At 40.6% G+C, this 23,012-nt stretch carries 26 protein-coding genes and 1 tRNA gene; 1 reads left to right on the top strand and 26 read right to left on the bottom strand.

What is annotated here, in order from left to right; all coding sequences use genetic code 11:
• Positions 1 to 12: 12 nt before the first annotated feature.
• From gpmI to BBI08_RS05380, 7 genes are all read right to left on the bottom strand, one after another.
• Entirely contained in the window at positions 13 to 1,545 is a 1,533-nt protein-coding gene (gpmI, locus tag BBI08_RS05410) for a 2,3-bisphosphoglycerate-independent phosphoglycerate mutase (protein WP_008496070.1), read from the bottom strand.
• On the bottom strand, positions 1,538 to 2,299 hold the full coding sequence (gene tpiA / locus BBI08_RS05405) for a triose-phosphate isomerase (protein ID WP_008496069.1): 762 nt from the start codon (positions 2,297 to 2,299) through the stop codon (positions 1,538 to 1,540). The genes gpmI and tpiA overlap by 8 nt, the downstream gene beginning before the upstream one ends.
• Positions 2,300 to 2,326: 27 nt before the next feature.
• Positions 2,327 to 3,511 (bottom strand): phosphoglycerate kinase, encoded by a 1,185-nt coding sequence (locus tag BBI08_RS05400; RefSeq protein ID WP_008496068.1) that lies wholly within the window; start codon positions 3,509 to 3,511, stop codon positions 2,327 to 2,329.
• A gap of 111 nt (positions 3,512 to 3,622) precedes the next feature.
• Positions 3,623 to 4,630 carry a type I glyceraldehyde-3-phosphate dehydrogenase gene (gap, locus tag BBI08_RS05395; protein WP_008496067.1) on the bottom strand — a complete coding sequence of 336 codons (1,008 nt, stop codon included), beginning with the start codon at positions 4,628 to 4,630 and terminating at the stop codon, positions 3,623 to 3,625.
• A complete protein-coding gene (locus BBI08_RS05390) occupies positions 4,631 to 5,674 on the bottom strand; it encodes a sugar-binding transcriptional regulator (protein WP_008496066.1) in 1,044 nt (347 codons plus the stop codon). It lies immediately after the preceding gene.
• 107 nt (positions 5,675 to 5,781) lie between these two features.
• Complete coding sequence (locus BBI08_RS05385) at positions 5,782 to 6,012, bottom strand: glutaredoxin family protein (RefSeq protein WP_008496065.1); 231 nt, start codon at positions 6,010 to 6,012, stop codon at positions 5,782 to 5,784.
• Between the two features lie 152 nt (positions 6,013 to 6,164).
• A tRNA-Arg gene (locus BBI08_RS05380) sits at positions 6,165 to 6,236 on the bottom strand.
• 172 nt (positions 6,237 to 6,408) lie between these two features.
• Here BBI08_RS05380 and clpP point away from each other — a divergent pair.
• Entirely contained in the window at positions 6,409 to 7,020 is a 612-nt protein-coding gene (clpP, locus tag BBI08_RS05375; RefSeq protein WP_008429555.1) for an ATP-dependent Clp endopeptidase proteolytic subunit ClpP, read from the top strand.
• A 69-nt stretch (positions 7,021 to 7,089) separates the two neighbouring features.
• Here clpP and BBI08_RS05370 read toward each other — a convergent pair whose 3' ends face one another.
• The 19 genes from BBI08_RS05370 to lgt all read right to left on the bottom strand — a co-directional run bounded on the left by BBI08_RS05370 (position 7,090) and on the right by lgt (position 22,998).
• On the bottom strand, positions 7,090 to 7,347 hold the full coding sequence (locus tag BBI08_RS05370; RefSeq protein ID WP_008496062.1) for an HPr family phosphocarrier protein: 258 nt from the start codon (positions 7,345 to 7,347) through the stop codon (positions 7,090 to 7,092).
• 52 nt (positions 7,348 to 7,399) lie between these two features.
• On the bottom strand, positions 7,400 to 8,350 hold the full coding sequence (gene whiA, locus BBI08_RS05365; protein ID WP_065527825.1) for a DNA-binding protein WhiA: 951 nt from the start codon (positions 8,348 to 8,350) through the stop codon (positions 7,400 to 7,402).
• Positions 8,351 to 8,373: 23 nt separating this feature from the next.
• Entirely contained in the window at positions 8,374 to 9,369 is a 996-nt protein-coding gene (locus BBI08_RS05360; RefSeq protein ID WP_008496060.1) for a gluconeogenesis factor YvcK family protein, read from the bottom strand.
• 4 nt (positions 9,370 to 9,373) lie between these two features.
• Positions 9,374 to 10,255: an RNase adapter RapZ gene (gene rapZ / locus BBI08_RS05355; protein ID WP_008496059.1), complete on the bottom strand. Its 882-nt coding sequence runs from the start codon at positions 10,253 to 10,255 to the stop codon at positions 9,374 to 9,376.
• Entirely contained in the window at positions 10,248 to 10,733 is a 486-nt protein-coding gene (locus BBI08_RS05350; protein WP_008496058.1) for an 8-oxo-dGTP diphosphatase, read from the bottom strand. Before BBI08_RS05350 ends, rapZ begins: the two co-directional genes overlap by 8 nt.
• A gap of 202 nt (positions 10,734 to 10,935) precedes the next feature.
• On the bottom strand, positions 10,936 to 11,898 hold the full coding sequence (gene trxB, locus BBI08_RS05345; protein ID WP_008496057.1) for a thioredoxin-disulfide reductase: 963 nt from the start codon (positions 11,896 to 11,898) through the stop codon (positions 10,936 to 10,938).
• Positions 11,899 to 11,968: 70 nt separating this feature from the next.
• Positions 11,969 to 13,492 carry a tetratricopeptide repeat protein gene (locus BBI08_RS05340; RefSeq protein ID WP_065527824.1) on the bottom strand — a complete coding sequence of 508 codons (1,524 nt, stop codon included), beginning with the start codon at positions 13,490 to 13,492 and terminating at the stop codon, positions 11,969 to 11,971.
• Positions 13,493 to 13,577: 85 nt separating this feature from the next.
• Positions 13,578 to 14,201 carry a bifunctional phosphoribosyl-AMP cyclohydrolase/phosphoribosyl-ATP diphosphatase HisIE gene (gene hisIE, locus BBI08_RS05335; RefSeq protein ID WP_008496056.1) on the bottom strand — a complete coding sequence of 208 codons (624 nt, stop codon included), beginning with the start codon at positions 14,199 to 14,201 and terminating at the stop codon, positions 13,578 to 13,580.
• Entirely contained in the window at positions 14,198 to 14,950 is a 753-nt protein-coding gene (gene hisF / locus BBI08_RS05330; protein WP_008496055.1) for an imidazole glycerol phosphate synthase subunit HisF, read from the bottom strand. The genes hisIE and hisF overlap by 4 nt, the downstream gene beginning before the upstream one ends.
• Entirely contained in the window at positions 14,944 to 15,672 is a 729-nt protein-coding gene (gene hisA, locus BBI08_RS05325; RefSeq protein ID WP_008496054.1) for a 1-(5-phosphoribosyl)-5-[(5-phosphoribosylamino)methylideneamino]imidazole-4-carboxamide isomerase, read from the bottom strand. Before hisA ends, hisF begins: the two co-directional genes overlap by 7 nt.
• On the bottom strand, positions 15,665 to 16,294 hold the full coding sequence (gene hisH, locus BBI08_RS05320) for an imidazole glycerol phosphate synthase subunit HisH (protein ID WP_008496053.1): 630 nt from the start codon (positions 16,292 to 16,294) through the stop codon (positions 15,665 to 15,667). Before hisH ends, hisA begins: the two co-directional genes overlap by 8 nt.
• Positions 16,291 to 16,878, bottom strand: a complete 588-nt coding sequence (hisB, locus tag BBI08_RS05315; protein WP_008496052.1) for an imidazoleglycerol-phosphate dehydratase HisB — start codon at positions 16,876 to 16,878, stop codon at positions 16,291 to 16,293. Before hisB ends, hisH begins: the two co-directional genes overlap by 4 nt.
• A complete protein-coding gene (hisD, locus tag BBI08_RS05310; RefSeq protein ID WP_008496050.1) occupies positions 16,875 to 18,158 on the bottom strand; it encodes a histidinol dehydrogenase in 1,284 nt (427 codons plus the stop codon). Before hisD ends, hisB begins: the two co-directional genes overlap by 4 nt.
• A complete protein-coding gene (gene hisG / locus BBI08_RS05305; RefSeq protein ID WP_008496049.1) occupies positions 18,155 to 18,781 on the bottom strand; it encodes an ATP phosphoribosyltransferase in 627 nt (208 codons plus the stop codon). Before hisG ends, hisD begins: the two co-directional genes overlap by 4 nt.
• Positions 18,781 to 19,941 (bottom strand): ATP phosphoribosyltransferase regulatory subunit, encoded by a 1,161-nt coding sequence (gene hisZ, locus BBI08_RS05300; RefSeq protein WP_237146576.1) that lies wholly within the window; start codon positions 19,939 to 19,941, stop codon positions 18,781 to 18,783. The genes hisG and hisZ overlap by 1 nt, the downstream gene beginning before the upstream one ends.
• Before the next feature lie 127 nt (positions 19,942 to 20,068).
• Positions 20,069 to 20,581, bottom strand: a complete 513-nt coding sequence (locus tag BBI08_RS05295) for an acyltransferase (RefSeq protein ID WP_008496048.1) — start codon at positions 20,579 to 20,581, stop codon at positions 20,069 to 20,071.
• Positions 20,578 to 21,234 (bottom strand): pyrophosphatase PpaX, encoded by a 657-nt coding sequence (gene ppaX, locus BBI08_RS05290; protein WP_008496047.1) that lies wholly within the window; start codon positions 21,232 to 21,234, stop codon positions 20,578 to 20,580. Before ppaX ends, BBI08_RS05295 begins: the two co-directional genes overlap by 4 nt.
• Entirely contained in the window at positions 21,231 to 22,166 is a 936-nt protein-coding gene (locus tag BBI08_RS05285; protein WP_008496046.1) for a nucleoside recognition domain-containing protein, read from the bottom strand. The genes ppaX and BBI08_RS05285 overlap by 4 nt, the downstream gene beginning before the upstream one ends.
• 19 nt (positions 22,167 to 22,185) lie before the next feature.
• Positions 22,186 to 22,998 (bottom strand): prolipoprotein diacylglyceryl transferase, encoded by an 813-nt coding sequence (lgt, locus tag BBI08_RS05280; protein ID WP_008496045.1) that lies wholly within the window; start codon positions 22,996 to 22,998, stop codon positions 22,186 to 22,188.
• Positions 22,999 to 23,012: the final 14 nt, after the last annotated feature.

The raw sequence follows: 23,012 nt of genomic DNA, 5'->3' as shown, positions 1-23,012 counted from the left end.
AAACAGCTCCCTTTAATATAATGGTTTTCCGGTCATTTCAACCGGTTGTTCAACATCTAGCATTTTTAAAATAGTTGGTGCTAAGTCGGCAAGAATGCCGCCTTTGCGAAGTTCATAACCTGATTTCGTTAAAATTACCGGTACTTGATTGGTCGTATGTGCCGTCATTGGTAGCCCTTCTAACGTACGAACCTCATCAGCGTTACCATGGTCAGCCGTAATCACCGCTGAACCACCTTGTGCGTGTAGCGCATCTACTATACGGCCCAGACATTCGTCTACCACTTCGATAGCACGCATTGTCGGTTCGAGCATGCCACTATGACCGACCATGTCTGGGTTTGCAAAATTCAAGATGATCGCATCATGTGCGCCGGCTTCAATTTGCTCAACTAGACGATCGGTTACTTCGTAAGCACTCATTTCTGGCTGCAGATCGTAAGTTGCAACTTTAGGTGAATTGACTAAAATCCGATCTTCACCTGGAAAAATTTCTTCGCGACCGCCGCTCATAAAGAATGTTACGTGTGGATATTTTTCGGTTTCTGCGATACGTAATTGAGTTAAGCCATGAGACGATAAAACTTCACCGATTGTGTTTTCTAAGTTTAATGTGTCGAACGCCACACGCGTTGGTAGCTCTTCGCTATAAGAAGTAAACGTGATATAGCTTAAGTTTTCAGGATGTTTATCACTTACTGAAAATCCGCTAAAATCTTCACGAATAAACGCTGAAGTCAGTTGAATTGAGCGATCTGGTCGGAAGTTGAAGAAAATTAACGAATCTTCAGAATCGATTGTTGCAACTGGTTTTCCGTCTTCCTCAATCGCAAATGGCACAACAAATTCATCCATAACGTCTTCATCATAAGAAGACATAATGCCTGCCTTTGCTGATTCTGCAGTTTTGCCAACTCCATCAACTAGCACTCGATACGCTAATTCTAGACGTTCCCAGCGTTTGTCACGGTCCATTGCGTAATATCGGCCACTAATCGAAGCAAACTTACCGACACCAATTTCTTGCATTTGCTTTTCTGTTTCCTCTACATATTCAAGCGCAGATTTCGGTCCTACGTCTCGTCCATCGAGAAAACCGTGTACAAAAACTTCAGTTAATCCTTGTTGTTTTGCAAGTTTCAATAAAGCGAAAAGATGTGAGTAATGGCTGTGTACACCGCCATCAGATAATAATCCTAAAATATGAAGTGCTTTGCCATTGTTTTTAGCATTAGCAATTGCTTCAAGAAATGCAGGGTTTTCAAAAAAATCACCTTCACGAATTGCTTTGTTAATACGCGTCAAGTTTTGGTAAACAATACGCCCAGCACCAATGTTCAAATGGCCTACTTCCGAATTGCCCATTTGTCCATCCGGTAAACCAACAGCTTCACCTGAAGCTGTCAGCATTCCGTGCGGATAAGTTTCCCATAGTCGATCAAAATTTGGCTTGTTTGCTTGTGCAACTGCATTTCCGAAAGTTTCTTCACGACAACCAAATCCATCTAAAATGATGAGAGCCGCTGGATGTTCGGTTTTACGCATTTGAACCAGCCTCCAACAACTTAACAAAAGACTCGACTTCTAAGCTGGCGCCGCCAACTAATGCTCCGTCAATATGTTCCATGCCCATCAATTCATCGACATTTGCAGGTTTCACACTGCCGCCGTATTGAATACGAAGTTGTTCAGCTGTTTGATCTTCATACAATGATGCAACTTTTTTGCGGACGATCCCACAAACTTCGTTTGCATCTTCAGCAGTAGCCGTTTTTCCTGTACCAATCGCCCAAATAGGCTCATAGGCAATGACTAACTGCGTAATTTGCTCTTCAGACAATCCAGAAATCCCTTTTTCTACTTGAGCTTCGACAACAGATCCTGTTTCACCATTTTCACGGTGTTCAAGTGTTTCCCCGACACATAAAATCGGAACTAAATCATGAGCAAAAGCAGCTTTGACTTTCTGGTTTACTGATTTGTCTGTTTCACCGAAATATTGGCGGCGTTCTGAGTGACCAATAATGACGTATTTAACGCCAATATCCGCTAATTGGACAGGACTGATTTCCCCTGTAAAAGCACCTTCGTCTTGTTCAGACATTGTTTGTGCGCCGATTTGAAGCGCGCTTTCTTTTGAAGAAACGACGAGTTGCGCTAAGAATAACGCTGGTGCGCAAATAACAGCATCCAATTTTTCAGTATTCGGCACTAAGCCGTTTACTTCTTCGACAAACTGTTTTGCCTCTGACGCTGTTTTATACATTTTCCAGTTTCCTGCAATAATTGGTTTTCTCACAAAAGCACTCCCTTTCAATTGATCGATTTATTTATCGGTTAATGCGCTAACTCCCGGTAAATCCTTGCCTTCCATAAACTCTAGTGAAGCGCCTCCGCCAGTAGAGATATGGTCCATTTTCTCAGCTACATCGAATTTTTCAACAGCTGCTGCTGAATCTCCACCACCGATTACTGTGTAACCTGAAGTTTCAGCCATTGCTTGTGCAACAGATTTTGTCCCATTTTCAAATGCTGGCATTTCAAAAACACCCATTGGTCCATTCCAAATGATCAATTTCGAATTTTTAATAACATCTGCATATAATGCAACCGTTTCAGGACCGATGTCTAGACCCATCCAGTCTGCTGGAATTTCTGTGATTTTCACACTTTTAGTTTCAGCGTCTTTTGAAAATTCGTTTGCTACCGTAGCATCTACCGGCAAATAAAATTTAACGCCTTTTTGTTTTGCTTTTTCAATGAACGAGTTAGCCAAGTCTAATTTGTCTTCTTCAACAAGAGAGTTGCCGATTTCATAGCCTTGCGCTTTGATAAACGTATACGATAACCCTCCCCCAATGATTAAATTATCCACTTTGTCTAACAAATGATCAATGACACCAATTTTATCTTTAACTTTCGCGCCACCGATAATGGCCGTAAACGGACGGTCTGGCTCTGATAACGCTTTGCCTAAAACGTCTAGCTCTTTTTCGAGCAATAAGCCTGACACGGCTGGTAAATGACTCGCAATGCCTGCTGTTGAAGCGTGGGCGCGGTGAGCTGCACCAAATGCGTCATTGACGAACACATCTGCTAGTGATGCAAATGCTTTTGAAAGCTCTTCGTCATTTTTTTCTTCGCCTGCATGGAAACGAACATTTTCTAATAAAATGATGTCTCCTTCTTGCATCGTTGAAATTTCTTTTTCAACTTCTTCACCAATCGATTCGTTCAGGCTTTTTACTTCTTTATGTAACAATTCGCCTAAACGAACGCCTGTTGCAGCAAGTCTCATGTCTTCATTGACTTCACCTTTTGGACGACCTAAATGGCTAGCCAAAATTACTTTTGCACCTTGTTCGACTAAGTATTCGATTGTTGGCACAGCTGCACGAATTCTTGTATCATCCGTGACTTTGCCTTCTGACATCGGTACGTTAAAGTCGACACGGCAAAATACGCGTTTCCCTTTTAAATCCAAATCTTTCATGGTCATTTTCTGCTGCATGAAAATACCTCCTATTTGTATTCAAAAAAATAAGGAGCGGGGTAAGTTCCCCGCCCCTTGTACCCTCTTTTATTATAGAGGTTCATTGGTAATTAAGCTATAATTTCGGGATTACAAGCCCGTTTTGTACATATGGAGCGCAAGATCAACACAACGGCTAGAGTAACCAGACTCGTTATCGTACCAAGAAAGAACTTTAACCATGTTATCTCCAACCATCATTGTTGAAAGACCATCGATTGTAGCTGATGCTGTGTTGCCGTTATAGTCTCTAGATACAAGCGGTAGGTCGCTGTAATCCATCAAGCCTTTTAATTCGTTTTCTGAAGCATCTTTCAACGCTTTGTTTACTTCTTCGACAGTTACGTCTTTTTCAAGGTGAGCAACTAAATCGATAAGTGAAACGTTTGGTGTTGGAACGCGGATTGCCATCCCATCAATTTTGCCTTCTAATTCAGGCAATACTTTTGCAACTGCTAAAGCTGCTCCAGTTGTTGTCGGAATCATTGATTCTGCAGCTGCGCGCGCACGACGGAAGTCACTGTGCGGAGAGTCTAAAAGAATTTGGTCATTTGTATAAGAATGAATTGTTGTCATCATTGCGTGTTTGATGCCAAAACGTTCATCCAATACTTTTGCCATTCCTGCAAGTCCGTTTGTAGTACATGAAGCGTTAGAAATAACGTTATGCTCTTTCGGGTCATACGTTTCATGGTTTACACCCATAACAAGTGTCTTCATGCCGTTTTTACCTGGAGCAGAAACGATAACTTTTTTCGCGCCAGCTTCGATGTGTTTAGAAGCAGAAGCAGCATCTGTGAAGAATCCAGTAGATTCAACAACGATGTCTACGCCGTGCTCGCCCCAAGGAAGGTTTGCTGGATCTTTTTCAGAAAATACGCGGATTGTTTTGCCGTTAACAACAATATTTTCTCCATCAACTGAAACTTCAGCATCTAAAATTCCGTGAACTGAATCATATTTCAAAAGATGTGCAAGCATTTTTGCGTCTGTTAAATCGTTTACTGCTACCACTTCTACTTCGTCATTTGTTAAAGCTTGACGAAATACAATACGTCCAATACGTCCAAATCCGTTAATTGCTAATTTTAAAGTCATTTATAATTCCTCCAATTTTTTAGTTAGTTCAATAATTTTTCGTGCAGCACCCTCGTCTGTGATCAACACTGTCGGACCGGCTGCATTTTTAGCATACGATAAAATCGCTCTTGCTTTAGATTCACCACCAGCAACTGCTAACACGATTTTTGCCTTTTGTACCTGCTCTAATTGAATGCCCGCTGTGCGGATACGATAAACAATTTTTCCGTCTTTATCGAAATAATAGCCGAAAGCCTCACTCACCGCTCCGCCTGAACGAATCTTTTCTACTTCTTCTAAAGAAGAGTGACGGCGAACCGCCATTTCTTCTGCATCGCCAATCCCATGAACAACAACATCCGTTTGATCATATAAGTCCATCATTTCTTTGATGACTGGTTCTTTCATCATCATTTCAAATGCCTCAGCACTTAAGTGATCAGGTAAATAAAGTGTTTTAAAAGAACCGCCTGTTTTTTCAGCAAATGCTGCTGCGATGGTATTAGCTTGGTGTAAGACATCTTCTCCTAGTCCACCACGTGCTGCGATAAACTGAAGAGATCGATCAGATTTCCCAATCGATAATTCTTTTGATATGGCGGCCATCGTGCTACCACCAGTTACAGCAATTTTCTTGTAGCGACCAAAGACGGTTTCAAGTAACTTGGCTGCTTCTTTGCCAATGTGGGATTTTACCGCTGGAATCTCATCGGAATTTTGAGGCAAGATGACTACTTTCGAGATTCCTAAAATCGATTGCAGCTGTACTTCCATGTCTGTCAGTCCAGAAATTTCGCGAATAAACACTTTCAGTTTTTCTAGCACTTCCATTCCTTGCGAAGTAACTTTCATACCTGCCGTCTTTATCTCAATCAATTGCTGATTTCTCAGCAAGTCTGTTTCTTTCCTGATTTCACGTTCTGTGCCACCAGCAACCTCACACAAGGTTCGTCTGCCGATTGGCTGTTCTAAACTTATTATTTGTAAAATTTGATAACGTTTTTTTAGGAGTTCGGACATTTCCGGTATCAGCTTTTGCTGAGCGACAGATAATGCATCCATATTTTCACTCCGTTCCAGCTGGACATTTTTCGTCCCACTCATTAATTTTGCGTCCCACTAAAATCATTCTACCCAATCTTTCTTTTAATTGCAAATAAAAAGAAGCGTTAATTTTCTAACGCTTCTACTAATTCTATATAACCAATATTGCCGTATAATAATATTTTGTTGTCTTTCTCTAATACCGGAATCATTAGCATATACTTTTCGTGTAAAGCATCATCACTTTCGATATCTACTTCCTGATAAGACAATGGGATATCTTCATTAACAAGTTGAATCATTAACTTTGCTTCATCACAAAGTGGGCAGTTAGCGCGTGTATATAAAGTGAACATATTTCCACACCCTTTCAATTCTTTTCATTTTTTTTTGGCTATACCCTTTGCTTCTAATATAGTAAACTAAACACATAGCCCGCACTATTTTCTTTTACACAAAAATGACTCTGTCTACCTAATTAGGTGGACAGAGTCTGTTAATTTTAAAATGCCCTCGGAAGGAATCGAACCTCCATTTCAAGAACCGGAATCTTACGTGTGATCCATTACACTACGAGGGCGTTTTTGCTATTCGCGACTTTTCTATTATACGAAAATATTGTAACTTAATCAAGCTGCTTTTTTTAATTCGTTAGATTTGACCTTCATTGACCATGATGTGTATGATGATAGTACAGCTGAGAAAACTTTCAGCATTGTTTGCAAATCACTTAATCGAGGAGGAACTATTCTATGAACTTAATTCCTACAGTAATTGAACAAACTAGCCGAGGCGAGCGTGCTTATGATATTTACTCACGTTTGTTAAAAGACCGTGTCATCATGCTGGGTAGCGCGATTGACGATAATGTTGCGAACTCAATTGTTGCACAGCTTCTGTTCCTAGAAGCAGAGGATCCAGATAAAGATATTTCGATCTACATTAACAGCCCAGGCGGCAGCATCACAGCCGGTATGGCAATTTACGATACAATGCAATTTATCCGTCCAGATGTTCAAACAATCTGTATCGGTATGGCCGCTTCAATGGGCGCTTTCTTACTGGCAGCTGGAACAAAAGGCAAACGCCTAGCTCTTCCAAATGCTGAAGTAATGATTCACCAACCTCTTGGTGGTGCACAAGGACAGGCGACTGAAATTGAAATTGCAGCAAAACGTATTTTACACCTTCGTGAGAAGTTGAACCAAATTCTTTCTGAACGTACTGGTCAACCAATTGATGTGATTGCGAAAGATACAGACCGCGATAACTTTATGACAGCTGAACGTGCGCTTGAATACGGTTTGATCGATCAGGTAATCACTCGTAGCAAATTACCTGAAAACCACAAAAAAGATATGTAAAAAAAATCACAGCCTTTGCGGCTGTGATTTTTTTGTTTAGTGTAAATAATAATACATACCTTTTAAAGATTATACTTCTTGTTGCATAATTTGCGATAAAGAATCTACCGCTTTTTCTTCATCCAGCCCATCAGCAGAAACTTTAACATCTGTTCCTTTACTAATCGCTAGACTCATAACTCCCATAATGCTTTTCGCATTCACTTTTTTATTGTCTTTTTCTAAGTAAATATCAGCACTATAACGGTTCGCTTCTTGTACAAATAAAGCGGCTTGCCTTGCTTGAAGCCCTGTTTTCAACAATACTTTCACTTGTTTTTCAACCATACTGATCCTCCTCTAAACTTAACTACCTTCTATATGAAAGAACAACCAATCGTTAGCGGCCGATCATTTCCCCATTTCTCAAGGATGTTGCAATCTCATCAATTTTCCGCAGCCGGTGATTGACACCTGACTTACTCACTGTTCCACCAGAGACCATCTCGCCTAGCTCTTTTAACGTTACATCTTGATACTCTACACGAAGTCGAGCGATTTCACGTAATCTTTCAGGCAATTGGTCGATTCCAATTGATTGATCGATAAAGCGTATGTTCTCCACTTGCCGTAAAGCAGCATCGATGGTCTTATTTAAGTTAGCGGTTTCACAATTGACTAAACGATTGACACTATTGCGCATATCTCGAATGATGCGAACATCTTCAAATTTCAAAAGGGCAGAATGTGCGCCTGTAATACTTAAAAAGTCAGCGATTTTTTCGGCTTCTTTCAAGTAAGTAACAAACCCTTTTTTCCGTTCAATCGTTTTACTATTTAAATGGAATTTATTCATCAATTCAACCAAAGAGTCTGCATGATCTTTGTAAAGAGAATAGATTTCTAAATGGTAAGATGAGGTTTCGGGATTGTTAACAGATCCACCGGCTAAAAATGCACCTCTCAAATATGAACGCTTACAGCAATCCTTCTCTATCAAACTCTTAACGATTTGATGCTGAAATTGAAAACCTTCTGTTAGGATTTCTAAGTCTTCCAGAATTTGCTTAGCTCCTTCACGGATTCGGCAGATGTAAATATTGTTCTTTTTTAAACGCATTTTCTTTCTAACCAGCAACTCGACAGGATAGGCTTTGTAAAAACGTTTTAGTAAAGTGTAGATCCGGCGTGCAATTGCGGCATTCTCGGTTTGAATATCCAGGCTCAATTGCCTATTGGAAAACGATAACGTGCCATTCATTCGGATCATTGCAGAAAGTTCGGACTTACCACAACAATCATCGACTTCTAATTGCGTCATTTCTTTTTTTGTTTCGGATGCAAAAGACAAAATTCGTTCCCCCTTTCAAAGCATTAAAAATATAGCTGCTTCGAATCTTTACTGGCATGACCATCAGCATATTCAAATAGCCATTCTGCGACTTTTGTCGGTTCGTGACGTACAGTTTCACCAGAAATATTGGCAATGTCTTTTCGATAAACTTCAAGACCCATTTTCTTTAGTCGCTCTTCGTCATATTCAACCGGCCACGCTTGTTCTTTTTCATAACGCTCAGCAATCGTCGCTGGCATTTGTACTTTATCAAGCAATATGGCATCTAGAAAATTTTCACCTACGTGATCATACAAAGCTTTCACATGGTCAGAGGCTGTGTATTTATAAGTCTCGCCTGCTTGAGTCATTAAATTACAAATGTATATTTTCTTCGCCTTTGCAGCAATTACAGCTTTTCTTATATCTTTCACTAACAAATTCGGCAAAATACTCGTATATAACGACCCCGGTCCAACTACAATAACATCTGCATTTTCAATAGCCGCAATCGTCGCTGGCAAAGCTTTTACATCATATGGTTCAATAAAAACACGTTTGATCGGCTGCAAATAGGCAGGTATTTTAGATTCCCCTTCAATAATGGTGCCATCTTCTAACTCTGCACTTAAAGTAACAATTTGGTTTGCGGCCGGTAAAACAGTACCATTCACACTTAACACACGACTCATTTCTCGAACTGCGTGAGAAAAATCTCCTGTAATATCTGTTAAAGCAGCAAGCATCAAATTCCCCAATGAATGACCATCAAGATCTAATGAGTGCTTAAAACGATATTGGAACATCTCAGCAACTAGTGGTTCAGCATCTGATAATGCTGCCATGACGTTTCGAATATCTCCCGGTGGGGGAATATCTAAATCGTCTCGTAAACGTCCTGAACTTCCACCATCGTCTGCCACGGTTACGATAGCCGTCAAATCCAGCGGATACAATTTCAGTCCCCTCAATAAAGTGGAAAGTCCGGTGCCACCGCCTAAAATGACGATACGTTTCCGGTGCTGGTTACGTTCCATGCGCTCATTCCTTTCTGATTTTTACGTCTCTATGCGTAACGATGACTTTATTGTTTTTTGCTAGAAGTTTACCATAGTATTCAGCCAATGTAACTGAACGGTGCTGACCTCCCGTACAACCAAATGCAATGACTAGTTGTGCTTTTCCTTCACGTTTGTATTGCGGAATCATAAATTGTAAAAGATCTGTCAGTTTTTCAATAAGGGTCTGCGTTTCTTGCCATTTTAATACATAACTCGAAACTCGATTATCGAGCCCAGTTAGCGGGTTTAACTCTTCGATATAGTACGGGTTTGGTAAAAAGCGCACATCAAATACTAAATCAGCATCAATTGGCATACCGTGTTTGAACCCGAAAGACACTACGTTTACTGTAAAAACGTTGCTTGTTTTTGATGAGAAATCAGAGGTAATGCGTTCTTTTAACTGACGTGGGGTCATATTGGATGTGTTGTATATATTTTGCGCTCGTCCTTGGAGATCGCTTAACATATCGCGTTCTTTTTTGATGCCCCCCAAAACCAATCCACCAGGTGATAAAGGATGAGATCGTCTTGACTCCTTATACCGACTAACCAATGCCTCATTTTCTGCGTCTAAAAATAAAATGGTAATCGAAACTCTTGGTTCTTTCGACAAGTCGTCAATGGCATCGACAAGACTGTCAAAAAAGTCGCCGCCACGCAAATCCATAACTGCCGCTACTCGCTTCATTGATTTCCCAGAATCTCTCATTAACTTAAGGAAAGTAGGTAGTAATGTTGGTGGTAAGTTATCAATTGTAAAAAACCCTAAATCTTCGAAACTTTGGATGGCAACCGTTTTTCCTGCACCAGACATGCCTGTAATGATGATTAATTCAGTTTCTTCTATATGATTATTCATTCGGGTGATTCACCTCTTCAATTGATGATTGGATATTCTCTTTAATCAGCTGGAATTCTGTGGTGTAATAAAATGTTCCATATTGAACCCCTTGCTGGTTTGCTGCAAATTGCAAATTCGTTCGGTCACCTTCTGCCATTGGCAAAGTTGCCAAAGCTTCTACCGGATGCCACTCCAATATACCTTCAGGTGTTTCTTTGAATAAGTCGCCAGTCAAATGGTTTGCTGCAAACGTAAACATCATCCATTCATCTACCGTTTTATCCTGTTCTTGAATCATCATTGTGTAAACGCCTTTTAAATGAGTACCCATAGGCGTTGCATTTGTTTCTTCTGTAAACTCACGGACTGCCGCCTCAAAAATTGACTCACCAGGCTCCATTTTGCCACCTGGTGCTACGTACCAATCACGTCGTGGTTTCTTTAATAATAATACTTGTCCATTTTTAATAACTAGTAAATTCGCGATTCGCTGCACATTCGACACTCCGCATCTATTGTAAACTCTCTTCATTATACATCTATCCTGGCGTGCCGTGCAAAGGAATGAAAAAAAAGGCCATCTTTCGATTCGCTCGAAAGATGGCCTATCAAAAATTCTTTTAAAAAAGGGGGTCATTTACTCTTCTTATTATATAGAAGCACTATGACAAGCGCGTTACAAAACGATTAAGAAACAATTAAGCTTCCGTTTTCATGCTAATTTTCTCTACTAGCTCTTCAATATAATGTTGAGCAGCTTGTGCGGCAATACTGCCATCACCTGTCGCGGTAACTACTTGACGTAATGTTTTTTCACGAACATCGCCTGCTGCATAAATCCCTGGAACTGAAGTTTCCATTTTTTCGTTGGTTACTACATATCCTTCAGCATTTAAGATCCCTAATTCAGCAAATGGTTTTGTCAATGGAAGCATTCCGATATAGATAAAAACACCATCTGTTTTAAATTCTTTTTCAGATCCATCTTCAGTAGACACTAGTGTTACTGCGCCAACTTTACCATTTCCTTCATCGTGAATTTCTTTAATCGTATGGCTCCAGATAAAGTCTATTTTATCGTTTGCAAAAGCACGGTCTTGAAGAATTTTTTGTGCACGTAGCTCATCGCGTCTGTGAACAATAGTTACTTTGCTTGCAAAGCGAGTCAAGTAAACTCCTTCTTCTACAGCCGAATCTCCGCCGCCGACAACAACCAATTCTTTCTCTTTAAAGAATGCACCATCACATACTGCACAATAGCTGACACCACGGCCACCTAATTCTGACTCACCCGGAATGCCCATTTTTTTGTACTCAGCACCAGTTGTGACAATAATAGCACGTGCTTTGTATTCTTTAGATCCCGCTTTGATGGTTTTGAATTCTTCTCCATCAATAATTTTAGTTACGTCGCCGTATGCATATTCAGCACCGAATTTTTTTGCATGTTCAAACATTTTCGTTGAAATATCTGGGCCCAAGATATGTTCAAATCCGGGATAGTTCTCAATTTCTTCTGTATTAGCCATTTGGCCACCTGGAATACCACGTTCAAGCATTAATGTTGTCAAGTTTGAGCGAGAAGTGTAAACAGCGGCAGTCATGCCTGCTGGTCCTGCTCCAATAATTATTACATCATAAATTTTAGTTGTTTCAGTCATATTAATAGGCCTCCTATTTCTTCAGTAGCTAAATCGTATAAGATTCCGGCTAAAGCTTCAACTTTTATGCCTACATCTCCGTACTAGGCAAGTACGCTGTCATGTCTTTAATATATTTTGTTAACGTAGCAACAGAAATTCCAAAGTGGTCCGCCAATTGTTTTTTAGTTATTTTCTCACTGTTAGCAGATTTCAGCAGAAACTCGACAGCTGCTGCTAATGCATCTGGATTCTTGAATGTATAGTTCTCATCAAACGCTTTTTCAAACAATAAGAACCATAACTTGAATACTTCTGCTCGCTGATGAGTTACCATTTCGTCTGTTGCATATAGCAGTTCTGCAACTTCCATTGCACGCATAAACGCTTGTTCCGCTGGAATTTCTTTCTTAAACGGATGACCAAGTGCATAGCCTAATACAAAAGTTTCTAAAACAGAAGGCTGATCGGATGCGAGCCAGTTCGGATGCGAGATTATTTCTTGCTTATGAGCTGATTTCCCCAATAAAAACAAGCCGAAAAGTCGTTCGCTTTTTTTAGTATGATCCAGTTTTTTCACCAAATAATCTCGGTCATGTTCAAGTGCATCTGCATGCGGCATCGCAGCATGCTCACTCCACGGCGCATAGCCATCTTTATCCGGATCTATTTTCTTCAATTGATCCCATGCTTGTCTCGATGCTTCTTCATGACCTGAATGATAAGCAGCATGCGATAACCAAAAATAAAATGCGGCATCGCCTTCAAATCCGCGTTTTTGCAAACTCTTTAACCATCGATACGCTTCTTTATATTTCCCCACTAGCGCAAATGTTGCCCCTAATTTATACCGTTGCTCAAATACATACGGTTGAATTTTTTTTAGCAGTTCGAGAATGTCATCTAATTCCGCATTTTTTTCATAATAATGAAAAACCGCTAAATTACAGAGCGCATGTAAATTCCCCGTATTTCTCCGTAAAATATCATGAAGTAAGGCTTTAGCCATTTCGGCTTCCCCAATATAAAAGTATGCCAGCGCTAAATTATTACAAGCACTCCAAAAATCAGGTTTTTCTTCGATTAACTTTTCAAGTAGTTCAATTGCGCTTTTAAAATCACCTTGTTCCATCATACGGCGTGCTTTTTCCTGGTGATAATGGTGTTCGCTCTCTTGCGTATCCCCGTCTTCACCAAAAACTTGCCAATCTTCTTGTTCTGCGAAATCAACGATGCTCATTGCTTCAGCAGCATATTTACCTTGCGTTTCATGAACTAAATATTGTTTGGCATAGTTTCGCGCATCCCAAAACAAGCCCATATGTGCATGGACTTCAGCAAGGAAAAACAAAATATCGGGATCTTTCGCATCTAGTTCATGCGCGGCGCGCAGAACATCCATAGCTTGTTCAAATTCATGCATTTCCATCAACACAATGCCATATTGCGTTAAAAATATCGGGTCTTTCGGACTAAGCTCAGTAGCACGACGCAAATACTTATTTGCTTTCGGGTAGTTTTCACGCTGAAGTTCTTTCAACGCTTTTCTATAATAAAATTCTCCTGTCGGAATAAAAGACAGTATGTTCTTGTCGTTTCTTTTTTTATTCTCCAAAATATGCCTCCGAAAAAGTAAAAGAGACGATTAAAATCGTCTCTAAACTAAAATGTGCTGTAATTATAGCATATTTCCCTATTATTTACTTGTCCGTTTTAGGCGTATGGCGCTCTTTTAATACATCTACCACTTGGTTAAAGGCTACTTTTTGTTCTTGAAGCAACACCAAGACATGGTAAAACAAATCAGCAGCTTCCATTGATAATTCTTCGGCATCACGATTTTTAGCTGCGATGATAACCTCTGCCGCTTCTTCGCCTACTTTTTTGCAAATTTTATCAACGCCTTCATTGAACAAATACGTTGTATACGCTCCTTCAGGCATTTCTTTCTCACGAGTTTCGATTAACGCTGCTAATTGCGCAATCATATCTCCTGGTGAGTCGTTGGGTTCTCCATGAATGGTTTCAAAAAAGCAACTGTTCTGACCTGTATGACAAGCGGGTCCGTTTGGAATTACTTCATAAATTAGCGAGTCCCCATCACAATCTAATCGAACCGCTGTTACTTGTTGCGTATTGCCACTCGTTGCGCCTTTGTTCCATAATTCGTTGCGGCTTCTTGAAAAAAGCCATGTTTCATTTGTTTCCATTGTTTTATTTACAGCTTCTTCATTAGCATATGCTAGCGTTAATACTTCTTTTGTTTCGGCATTTTGGATAATGACGGGGATTAGCCCGTTTTGGTCATATTGAATCGTAGTCATCGGACATTCACTCCCTCTTTGCGTAAATACTGTTTTACTTCATCGACACTGGTTTCTTTGTAGTGGAAAATTGATGCAGCTAGAGCTGCGTCAGCATCTACTCTTTTAAATACTTCTTCAAAGTGTTCTTTGTTTCCTGCTCCACCACTAGCAATAACCGGTACTTCCACTGCTTCACGTACAGCGCGTGTCAGCTCCAAATCGAAGCCATCTTTGGATCCGTCTTTGTCCATACTCGTTAACAGCAATTCGCCTGCGCCAAGTTCCACGCTTTTCTTTGCCCATTCAACAGCTGACCATTCGGTTTTATTGCGACCACCGTGTGTGTATACGTCCCAGCTATCGCCGTTTTTCTTCGCATCAATTGCGACAACAATACATTGGGATCCAAAAAAGTCTGCGCCTTCTTTAATGAGCTCCGGGCGATCAAGTGCTGCTGTGTTTAACGAGACTTTATCTGCACCTGCACGCAACAACCGTTTCATATCATCTAAGCTTCGGATACCTCCGCCCACAGTGAAGGGAATTGATAATTCCGTGGCGACGATTTTAACTACTTCAACCATGGTTTCTTTGCCTTCATGAGACGCAGAAATATCCAAAAAGACCAATTCGTCCGCGCCTTGTTTATCGTAAAATCGAGCCAGTTCCACAGGATCTCCAGCATCACGTAACGATACAAAACTAACGCCTTTTACGACACGCCCTTCTTTTACATCTAAACAAGGAATGATACGTTTTGTCAGCATGACAATGCCTCCTCTAGTGTAAAGCGGTTTTCATAAAGTGCTTTGCCGATAATCACACCCGCAATATTGCTTTGATCTGCTGCTTTTTTCACATTTTTCACATCTTCAAGTGAACCGATGCCACCTGAGACAATGATTTGCGCTTTTTCAGATTTTGCCAAAGCTTTATTGGCTTCAATATTGGGTCCAGCTAATGTGCCGTCTGTTGCAATATCTGTGTAAATAAAATGCTTAGCGCCTTTAGAAGCAAAATAATCAGCTACTTCTGTCGCTGCTTGTCCCGACGTTTCAATCCAGCCTTCTGTTGCTGCCATCCCATTTTTTGCATCAATGCCAATGACAATGCGGTCAGCTCCAAATTCCTCAATAAATGATACGGCAAGTTCTGGGTTACGAATTGCTAAACTGCCGATAATAACACGTGCTACACCGTTCGATAAATAATGTTTAATATCTTCACGCGTTCGAATCCCACCGCCTATTTGTACCTTTGCACCCAGTTTAGCAGCTTCAATAACAACTTGATCGTTAATCCGGACGCCGTCTTTAGCCCCGTCCAAATCGACCATATGTATCCACTCCGCACCAGCATCTACAAATTTTTTAGCCATATCAACTGGCGAATCGCCATAGATCGTTTCCTGAGCATAATCTCCTTGAAACAAACGTACGCAGTTACCATCTCTTAAATCGATAGCGGGATAAATTTGAAAGTTAGTCATTGAGGTTCCTCCTAACATTTGCAATCCATTGTTCTAATAAATAATGACCAAAATCTCCAGACTTTTCCGGATGGAATTGCATGCCTGTAATTAGTCCAGTCCCTACGACTCCTGGAACATCTAGTTCACCATAACTTGCCGTTGCCCAAACTTGTTGTTTATTGGTATTAACAGCTAAAAATGAATGCACAAAATAAACATGCGTATCGCTTAACACATCATCTAACCAATAAGGAACGCTCGAAAATTCAAGACGATTCCAACCCATATGCGGAATTCTGTATGTTCCTTTTTCAAAACGACGGATTTGTCCTTCTAGTAAGCCTAAGCCTTTTGTTGGTTTTACTTCTGAGCTATCTTCATACAATAATTGCATGCCAAGACAAATCCCAAGAAGCGGGATGTTCTTCGATGGCAATGATTGAATAAATTCCGACAAGCCTTTTTGATTTAATAACTCCATCGCGTCAGGAAATGCCCCCACTCCTGGTAGCAAAATGCCTTCTGCTTCTACTAATACAGCAGGGTCATCCGAGACAATCACTGTACATTCGAGTTTTTTCAACGCTTGTTCAACACTGAACAAATTGCCCATACCATAATCGATAATACCAATGATCATGTTAACAGCCCCTTTGTTGATGGCACACCTTTAACTCGTGGGTCGATCATTGTTGCTTCATCAAGTGCACGTGCTAATGCTTTAAATATCGCTTCAATAATATGGTGCGTATTTTTGCCGTAATGAACAATTACATGAACGTTCATGCGTGACTCCAGTGCAAATTTCCATAAAAACTCTTCCACTAGTTCCGTATCAAACGTACCCACTTTTTCTTTTGGCAACTCGCAACGAAATTCCAAATGCGGACGGTTCGAGCAATCAATCACTACTTGGGCCAATGCATCGTCCATTGGCACAAAAGCATTGCCGTAACGACGTATGCCTTTTTTGTCACCAAGTGCTTCTTTCACTGCTTGTCCCAAAACAATACCAATATCTTCTGTTGTGTGGTGGTCATCAATATGTGTATCACCATCTGCTTTAATATCCCCATCAAATAATCCGTGTTTGATGAACAAATCCAACATATGATCCATAAATGGAACGCCTGTATCAATAACCGACTTTCCTTCGCCGTCTAGTGCAAAGCTGATGGCTACTTTAGTTTCATTGGTATTTCGTTTGATTTCAGCTTGTCTCATTGTTCATTCTCCTTTTTCCACGACCGTGATTCGACTGCACGTGCATGTCCTTCTAATCCTTCAAGACGTGCCAGCCGGGCGATTTTTTCTTTATTGTTTTGCCACGCTTTTTGACTATAACGAATAATACTTGTCCGTTTTATAAAGTCATAAACCGATAATGCACTTGAAAAACGGGCAGTGCTGTTCGTCGGCAAGACATGATTTGTCCCTGCGAAATAATCGCCGATAGGTTCAGATGAATAGCGACCGATAAAAATTGCGCCGGCATGATGAATTTTTTCCGCAACCGCTTCGGCATCATCTGTCATAATTTCCAAATGTTCTGGAGCTAGTTGATCTGCAGCAGTAATTAGCTCTTGCATCGTCTCACCCAAATAAATCATGCTGTGATTTGCAATCGCTGGGCTCGCAATGGCTTCACGCGGCAAAGTTGCTAGTTGCTTTTCTACTTGCTTGGAAACTGCATCCGCTAATTTTTTGCTTGTTGTTAATAACACGGCGCTTGCCAATGGATCATGTTCTGCTTGAGACAATAAATCTGCAGCCACTTCATCGGCATACGCTGTATCATCTGCAATAATTGCTATTTCGCTCGGTCCGGCAATCATGTCAATGGCCACATCGCCATTAACTTCTCGTTTAGCGAGAGCAACAAAAATATTACCGGGTCCGGTAATTTTATCTACTGGTGCGATTGATTCCGTACCATAAGCCAATGCAGCAATTGCTTGGGCACCACCAGATTTATACACTTCCGTAATGCCAAGAATATGAGCTGATGCGAGTACTCCATCAGACAATGTACCGTCTTTACTTGGTGGTGAAATTAACACAATGCGTGGTACGCCTGCTACTTGTGCCGGAATGACATTCATCAATACAGATGAAGGATATGCAGCTGTGCCACCTGGTACGTATAGTCCAGCTGACTCGATAGCTGTAACACGCTGTGCAACATACGAACCATCTTCGTTATCTAAACGGTAGCCTTGTTGTTGCTGACTTTCATGGTACTTCCGAATATTCGCCGCAGCTTCAGTTAAGTCCACTAACAATTGAGGGTCAAAACGGTCGACTGCCTGCGAAATTTCTTCTTCTGTCACACGTAAAGAAGTTAATTTAGCACCATCCCATTTTTCTGTAAAGCGAAACATCGCTTCGTCCCCGTAATCTTTCACTTCTTGAATAATCGCTTTTACCGCTGTAACTTGCTGTTCTGTGCCTTCTGCAATCGTTCTTCTAATGGAAATTCCTGAAGAAAGACGAGTCACTTTCATAAAACCGCCTGCTTTCTCAGTCTTTCTACTAGATCAGTAATGCGTTTTTGCTTTAAGCGATAACTTACAGGATTCGCAATTAACCGCGACGTAATGTCGACAATTTTTTCGTATTCAACTAATCCATTTTCTTTTAATGTTTTACCAGTAGAGACAATATCCACAATACGATCAGCTAAACCAATCATTGGGGCCAGTTCAATCGAACCGTTCAATTCAATGATTTCAACTTGTTCGCCTTTGCCACGGTAATATTGTGAGGCTACTTTCGGGTATTTCGTTGCGACGCGTGGTGATACTTTATTCATTTGTGTATCAGGCATACCTGCAGTCGCGATATAGCACCGACTAATGCCAAGGTCTAGTAACTCATAAACATCACGGTCATGTTCAAGCATAACGTCTTTACCAGCAATGCCGATATCTGCTACTCCATGTTCTACATAGGCCGGAACATCCATTGGTTTTGACAGAATAAAACGGATATTTTCATTAGGTGCTTCGACGATCAACTTACGTGAATCATCAAGTTCTTTCGGCAAATCATAGCCTGCTTTTACTAATAATTCGTAAGCTTCTTCAAATATTCTGCCTTTGGGCATTGCTATTGTTAATGCATCCATTAGTTAGCACCTTCCAATCGTAAAACCTTGCTGAAATGTTTGCTGAATTCATCAGTGGCTTTCACCGCTGGTCCAAATTGCAAGGTAACTCGCGTACCATTTTCGCGAAGTTTTTGTGCTTCGTCAAACGCCTGGTCTTCATTTTTTTCATCAAACAAGATTAACGTATGGTCTTGTTGTTCCGACACAGCTGACATAATTTCTAATAATCTGTCGACACGCAAGCCAAATCCAGTTGCCCCGACCTCTAGCCCAAATTGTTTCATTAAGCCGTCGTATCGTCCACCATTACCAAGTGGAAAACCGCTGCCTGCAGCATATACTTCAAACACCACTCCTGTGTAATAAGTCATGTGGCTATTAAATGATAAATCATACGTAACTGCCTCAGATAAGCCGCTACGGTCTAATATTTTCTTTAATTTTTTCATCTCTTCAAACAAAAAACTTTGTTTCGAATTACGAGGGTTGACCCATTGCTGCCATTCTTCGACAGTAGTCGTTGAAATCAAACCAATAAACGACTCCATTCTCGATTCTTCAATAGGCAATTGTTTTGCTAACGTTTCAAACCCGACACTATTTTTAGAAACAAATGCGCTACGCACTTGTTCTATTTGCTCTTGGCTTAACCCGAAATCTTCAAGAATCAATTGAAGTAATTGCGTGTGACCAATTACGAAACGACTCGATTCGATGTTTAAATTTTTTAAGATAGTGCCTGCAAGAATGATCACTTCTGCATCGGCATACAAGGAATCATCGCCAATCAGTTCTACGCCCATTTGTTCAAATTCAGCCGGTCGCCCGCCTTCTCGTTTTTGAGCGCGAAAGACGTTCGAATAATAACCAAGTCTGACAGGCATCTTTTCTTTTAATAGCTTAGATGCTGCAACCCGTGCAATTGGTGAAGTCATATCTGGTCGTAAAACCAACGTTTCCCCCTGACTGTCTAATAGTTTAAACAAGGCGTTATCAGCAATTGCCGAAATTTTACCAATGGTTTCGTAATATTCTAATGTTGGTGTCTGCAACAAGTCATAACCTGCTTGCTGAATGATGTTCGTTCCGCTTGTGCGAAGCTCCGCTTTCTTTTTTGCGATAAACGGGAAATCGTCTCTCATGCCTAATGGTTTTTCAAACATTTGTATAGTCATCATAAAACTCCCTAATATTGGTTATTTTACTTTATCTCGCTAATGTGGTGAAGTAAAACTATTTTATCTCATTTTTCCGTCCATCGTCAAGAGATATACTCGAAAAAAATCCTGAAAGCACTTAGTGCTTTCAGGATTTTGCTTGACGCTCTGCCATTTGTTCAGCTGTAAAGATGATACTCATCGGATTTCCACCGACAAAAGCTCCAGCTGGCACATCTTTATGGACGAGCGTGGCAGCGGAAACAATGGCGCCGTTCCCAATCGTGATGCCGGGCAAAATCGTTGTGTTTGCTCCGATCATGACGCGGTCTCCGATGACCACGTCGCCGAGCCGGTATTCATCTATTAAATATTCGTGTGCAAGAATCGTTGTATTGTAGCCAATTACTGAGTTTTCTCCAACTGTAATCTTTTCAGGAAACATAACATCCGGCATTACCATTAATGCAAAAGAAGAATGCTTTCCGATTTTCATTTTTAAAAAAGTTTTATATAACCAATTTTTCATTGGTAAAAACGGAGTATATCTAGCCGTTTGAATCACCAAAAAATTTTTAGCAACTTTCCAGAACGGCACCGTTTTGTAAATATGCCAAAGTGAATTTGGGCCATCTACAAAATGGCGTTGTGTTTTTCTCATTTCACTGCCTCTTTCGTCAATTCCAATAAATCACTAATATGCTGAAGCATAAAGTCCGGTTTGAACTTGGCCAAGTAGTCTTCTCCTTTTGCTGCCCAAGCCACGCCTGCTGTAAGAACTCCTGCATTTTTCCCACCTTCGATATCATGCGAATTATCACCAATCATCAACGCTTCTTCAGGAGATGAACCTAATTGTGTTAAAGCCAATTCCAGTGGCTCAGGGTGTGGTTTCGGATTCGTTACATGATCTAAACCAACTATCACGTCAAACACATTAGTAACTCCCATTAATGCTAAGCCATGACGAATCGTTTCACTACGTTTTGTCGATACAATCGCCATTTTCAACCCTTGCGCCTTCAAATGTCGTAAGGTTTCCACTACCCCATCGTACTCTTCAACTAAGTCATCGTGCATAATACGATTTAACACACGATACTCAGCCGTCAGTTCTTCCACACGATTCGGGTCAATTGCTGTAAACGTTTGTTCCAATGATGGGCCAATAAAGTGCAAGGCATCTTGTCGATCAAAACGGCCCGGATAATGTTGATCCAGCACGGCTAAGAAAGTTTGAATGATTAATTCATTTGTATCTAATAACGTACCATCAAAATCGAATAAAAGTGTATTGATTTTTTTCTCTGTCATGTAGAAACCACTTCCTTCTGCTTTTCTTCTGCTTTACGCCACATATAAGAAACAAAAATGGTAAGCCCAAGCGCCGTAACGACACGGATTGCGAGCAGAGGCCATATTGGTATTCCTAACGGGATAAAGATCAACGTATCTTCAACAATAGCGTGACAGGCCACAAGGAAAATAAATACCAATGTTGCGTCTTTTTTGCTAACACCATCTTCTTGAACCGCTTGAATCATCACACCCGCTCCCATAGCCAATCCAAAGACCAGTCCGGAAGCTAGTGTTAATGAAGCATTTTTTTGAACACCTAATAAACGAGTTAATGGACCTAATGTGTCAGATATTTTTTGAAGATATTGTTTATCCTTTAAAATCTGAATCATAATCATTAATGGAATCACAATCATCGCTAATTGCAAAATACCGAATGACGCTTTCTCCAGTCCGATTAACAAAATTCCCATCCAGCTTTCAGGAGTTGCAGAAATCTCAGGCGCGAAGCCGTATTTAGCTACATCTCCTCCCCCTTGCCAGAACAAGTTGATGATGACACCAGAAAGTGCAGCTAATCCGAAACGGACAACTAACACGACCCACAGCTTAACGCCGACCTTTAATGCCACACCGGTTTCGATAAAAATATTATGTGAAAATGATAGCATAACTGCCAAGATAAACACTTCTTTGACCGTTAATTCTAATGACAAAATGCCAGCAATTCCGGCATATAGATTAAGTGCGTTCCCAAGAACTAACGGAATCGCAGCATCGCCACTTAAGCCAAACAACCCCATAATCGGTGAAATTAAATCAATAATAAAAGGCAAGACCGGTGTATATTGAAGCACGGTAACAAGCAAGGTAATCGGGAAAATTATTTTCCCTAATGACCAAGTCGTTTTTAACCCTGCCTTCAATCCATTTTTCAATGTCGTCATCTGATCGCTCTTTTCTTTATTATTTATCTTTGTAATGAGGTGGGTTTTTAATTGCTACACGTCGGTAAACAATCAACACCACGGCAATGACAATGGCAATTACAGATACAAGTTGTGCTGCGCGAAGTTCTCCCACTACATACAAGCTATCTGTCCGCATTGCTTCGATAAAAAAGCGACCAACTGAGTACCAAATCATATAGAAGAAAAACATTTCGCCACGCACTAAATTTACTTTTCGAAGCAACAGTAAAATGATGATACCGACTAGGCTCCACATAGATTCATACAAGAACGTTGGGTGGTAATAAGCACCATCTATGTACATATGATTGATAATCCAATCAGGAATAAATAAATTCTCTAAGAACGCACGTGATACTTCTCCACCATGTGCTTCTTGGTTAATGAAATTCCCCCAGCGGCCTATCGCTTGGCCGATTAAAATACTTGGCGCTAAAATATCCGCTACTTTTAAAAATGAAGTGTTACGCTTTTTCGTAAATAGATAAGCCACAATTACTGATGCTATCAAGGCACCATGAATCGCGATTCCCCCATTCCATATCGCAATAATTTCGGCGGGATTGTTTTTATAGGCATCCCATTCAAAAGCTACGTAATAAATGCGTGCCCCGACTATCGCAAGCGGTACTGCCCAGATTAATAAATCTGTTAAAAATTCGACATGAAGTCCCCGTTTAACCATCTCACGCTGTCCTACTAAAAAGGCGATGACAATACCTGCTGCGATGATTACGCCATACCAACGGACCGAAATCGGACCGAGTGAGAAAGCGATAGGATCGATTGAAGCTAATAATGAAAACATTTTGTGCACCTTCC

It is taken from the genome of Planococcus halocryophilus (genome assembly GCF_001687585.2).
Lineage (GTDB): Bacteria > Bacillota > Bacilli > Bacillales_A > Planococcaceae > Planococcus > Planococcus halocryophilus.
This window is presented reverse-complemented; position numbering and strand designations above follow the sequence as displayed.

Coding starts and splice junctions, on each gene's coding strand:
- hisIE (WP_008496056.1), bottom strand. CDS start 14,201: ATGACTACGATTCAATATGACCAAAACGGGCTAATCCCCGTCATTATC.
- BBI08_RS05285 (WP_008496046.1), bottom strand. CDS start 22,166: ATGACGACATTGAAAAATGGATTGAAGGCAGGGTTAAAAACGACTTGG.
- BBI08_RS05295 (WP_008496048.1), bottom strand. CDS start 20,581: ATGAGAAAAACACAACGCCATTTTGTAGATGGCCCAAATTCACTTTGG.
- hisD (WP_008496050.1), bottom strand. CDS start 18,158: ATGAAAGTGACTCGTCTTTCTTCAGGAATTTCCATTAGAAGAACGATT.
- lgt (WP_008496045.1), bottom strand. CDS start 22,998: ATGTTTTCATTATTAGCTTCAATCGATCCTATCGCTTTCTCACTCGGT.
- BBI08_RS05385 (WP_008496065.1), bottom strand. CDS start 6,012: ATGTTCACTTTATATACACGCGCTAACTGCCCACTTTGTGATGAAGCA.
- clpP (WP_008429555.1), top strand. CDS start 6,409: ATGAACTTAATTCCTACAGTAATTGAACAAACTAGCCGAGGCGAGCGT.
- hisA (WP_008496054.1), bottom strand. CDS start 15,672: ATGACTAACTTTCAAATTTATCCCGCTATCGATTTAAGAGATGGTAAC.
- BBI08_RS05360 (WP_008496060.1), bottom strand. CDS start 9,369: ATGGAACGTAACCAGCACCGGAAACGTATCGTCATTTTAGGCGGTGGC.
- hisZ (WP_237146576.1), bottom strand. CDS start 19,941: ATGATGACTATACAAATGTTTGAAAAACCATTAGGCATGAGAGACGAT.
- gap (WP_008496067.1), bottom strand. CDS start 4,630: ATGACTTTAAAATTAGCAATTAACGGATTTGGACGTATTGGACGTATT.
- hisF (WP_008496055.1), bottom strand. CDS start 14,950: ATGCTGACAAAACGTATCATTCCTTGTTTAGATGTAAAAGAAGGGCGT.
- gpmI (WP_008496070.1), bottom strand. CDS start 1,545: ATGCGTAAAACCGAACATCCAGCGGCTCTCATCATTTTAGATGGATTT.
- BBI08_RS05400 (WP_008496068.1), bottom strand. CDS start 3,511: ATGCAGCAGAAAATGACCATGAAAGATTTGGATTTAAAAGGGAAACGC.
- BBI08_RS05370 (WP_008496062.1), bottom strand. CDS start 7,347: ATGGTTGAAAAACAAGTGAAAGTATTGTTGAAAACAGGGCTTCAAGCA.
- hisG (WP_008496049.1), bottom strand. CDS start 18,781: ATGGATGCATTAACAATAGCAATGCCCAAAGGCAGAATATTTGAAGAA.
- hisH (WP_008496053.1), bottom strand. CDS start 16,294: ATGATCATTGGTATTATCGATTATGGTATGGGCAATTTGTTCAGTGTT.
- BBI08_RS05390 (WP_008496066.1), bottom strand. CDS start 5,674: ATGGATGCATTATCTGTCGCTCAGCAAAAGCTGATACCGGAAATGTCC.
- trxB (WP_008496057.1), bottom strand. CDS start 11,898: ATGACTGAAACAACTAAAATTTATGATGTAATAATTATTGGAGCAGGA.
- rapZ (WP_008496059.1), bottom strand. CDS start 10,255: ATGAATAATCATATAGAAGAAACTGAATTAATCATCATTACAGGCATG.
- ppaX (WP_008496047.1), bottom strand. CDS start 21,234: ATGACAGAGAAAAAAATCAATACACTTTTATTCGATTTTGATGGTACG.
- hisB (WP_008496052.1), bottom strand. CDS start 16,878: ATGAGACAAGCTGAAATCAAACGAAATACCAATGAAACTAAAGTAGCC.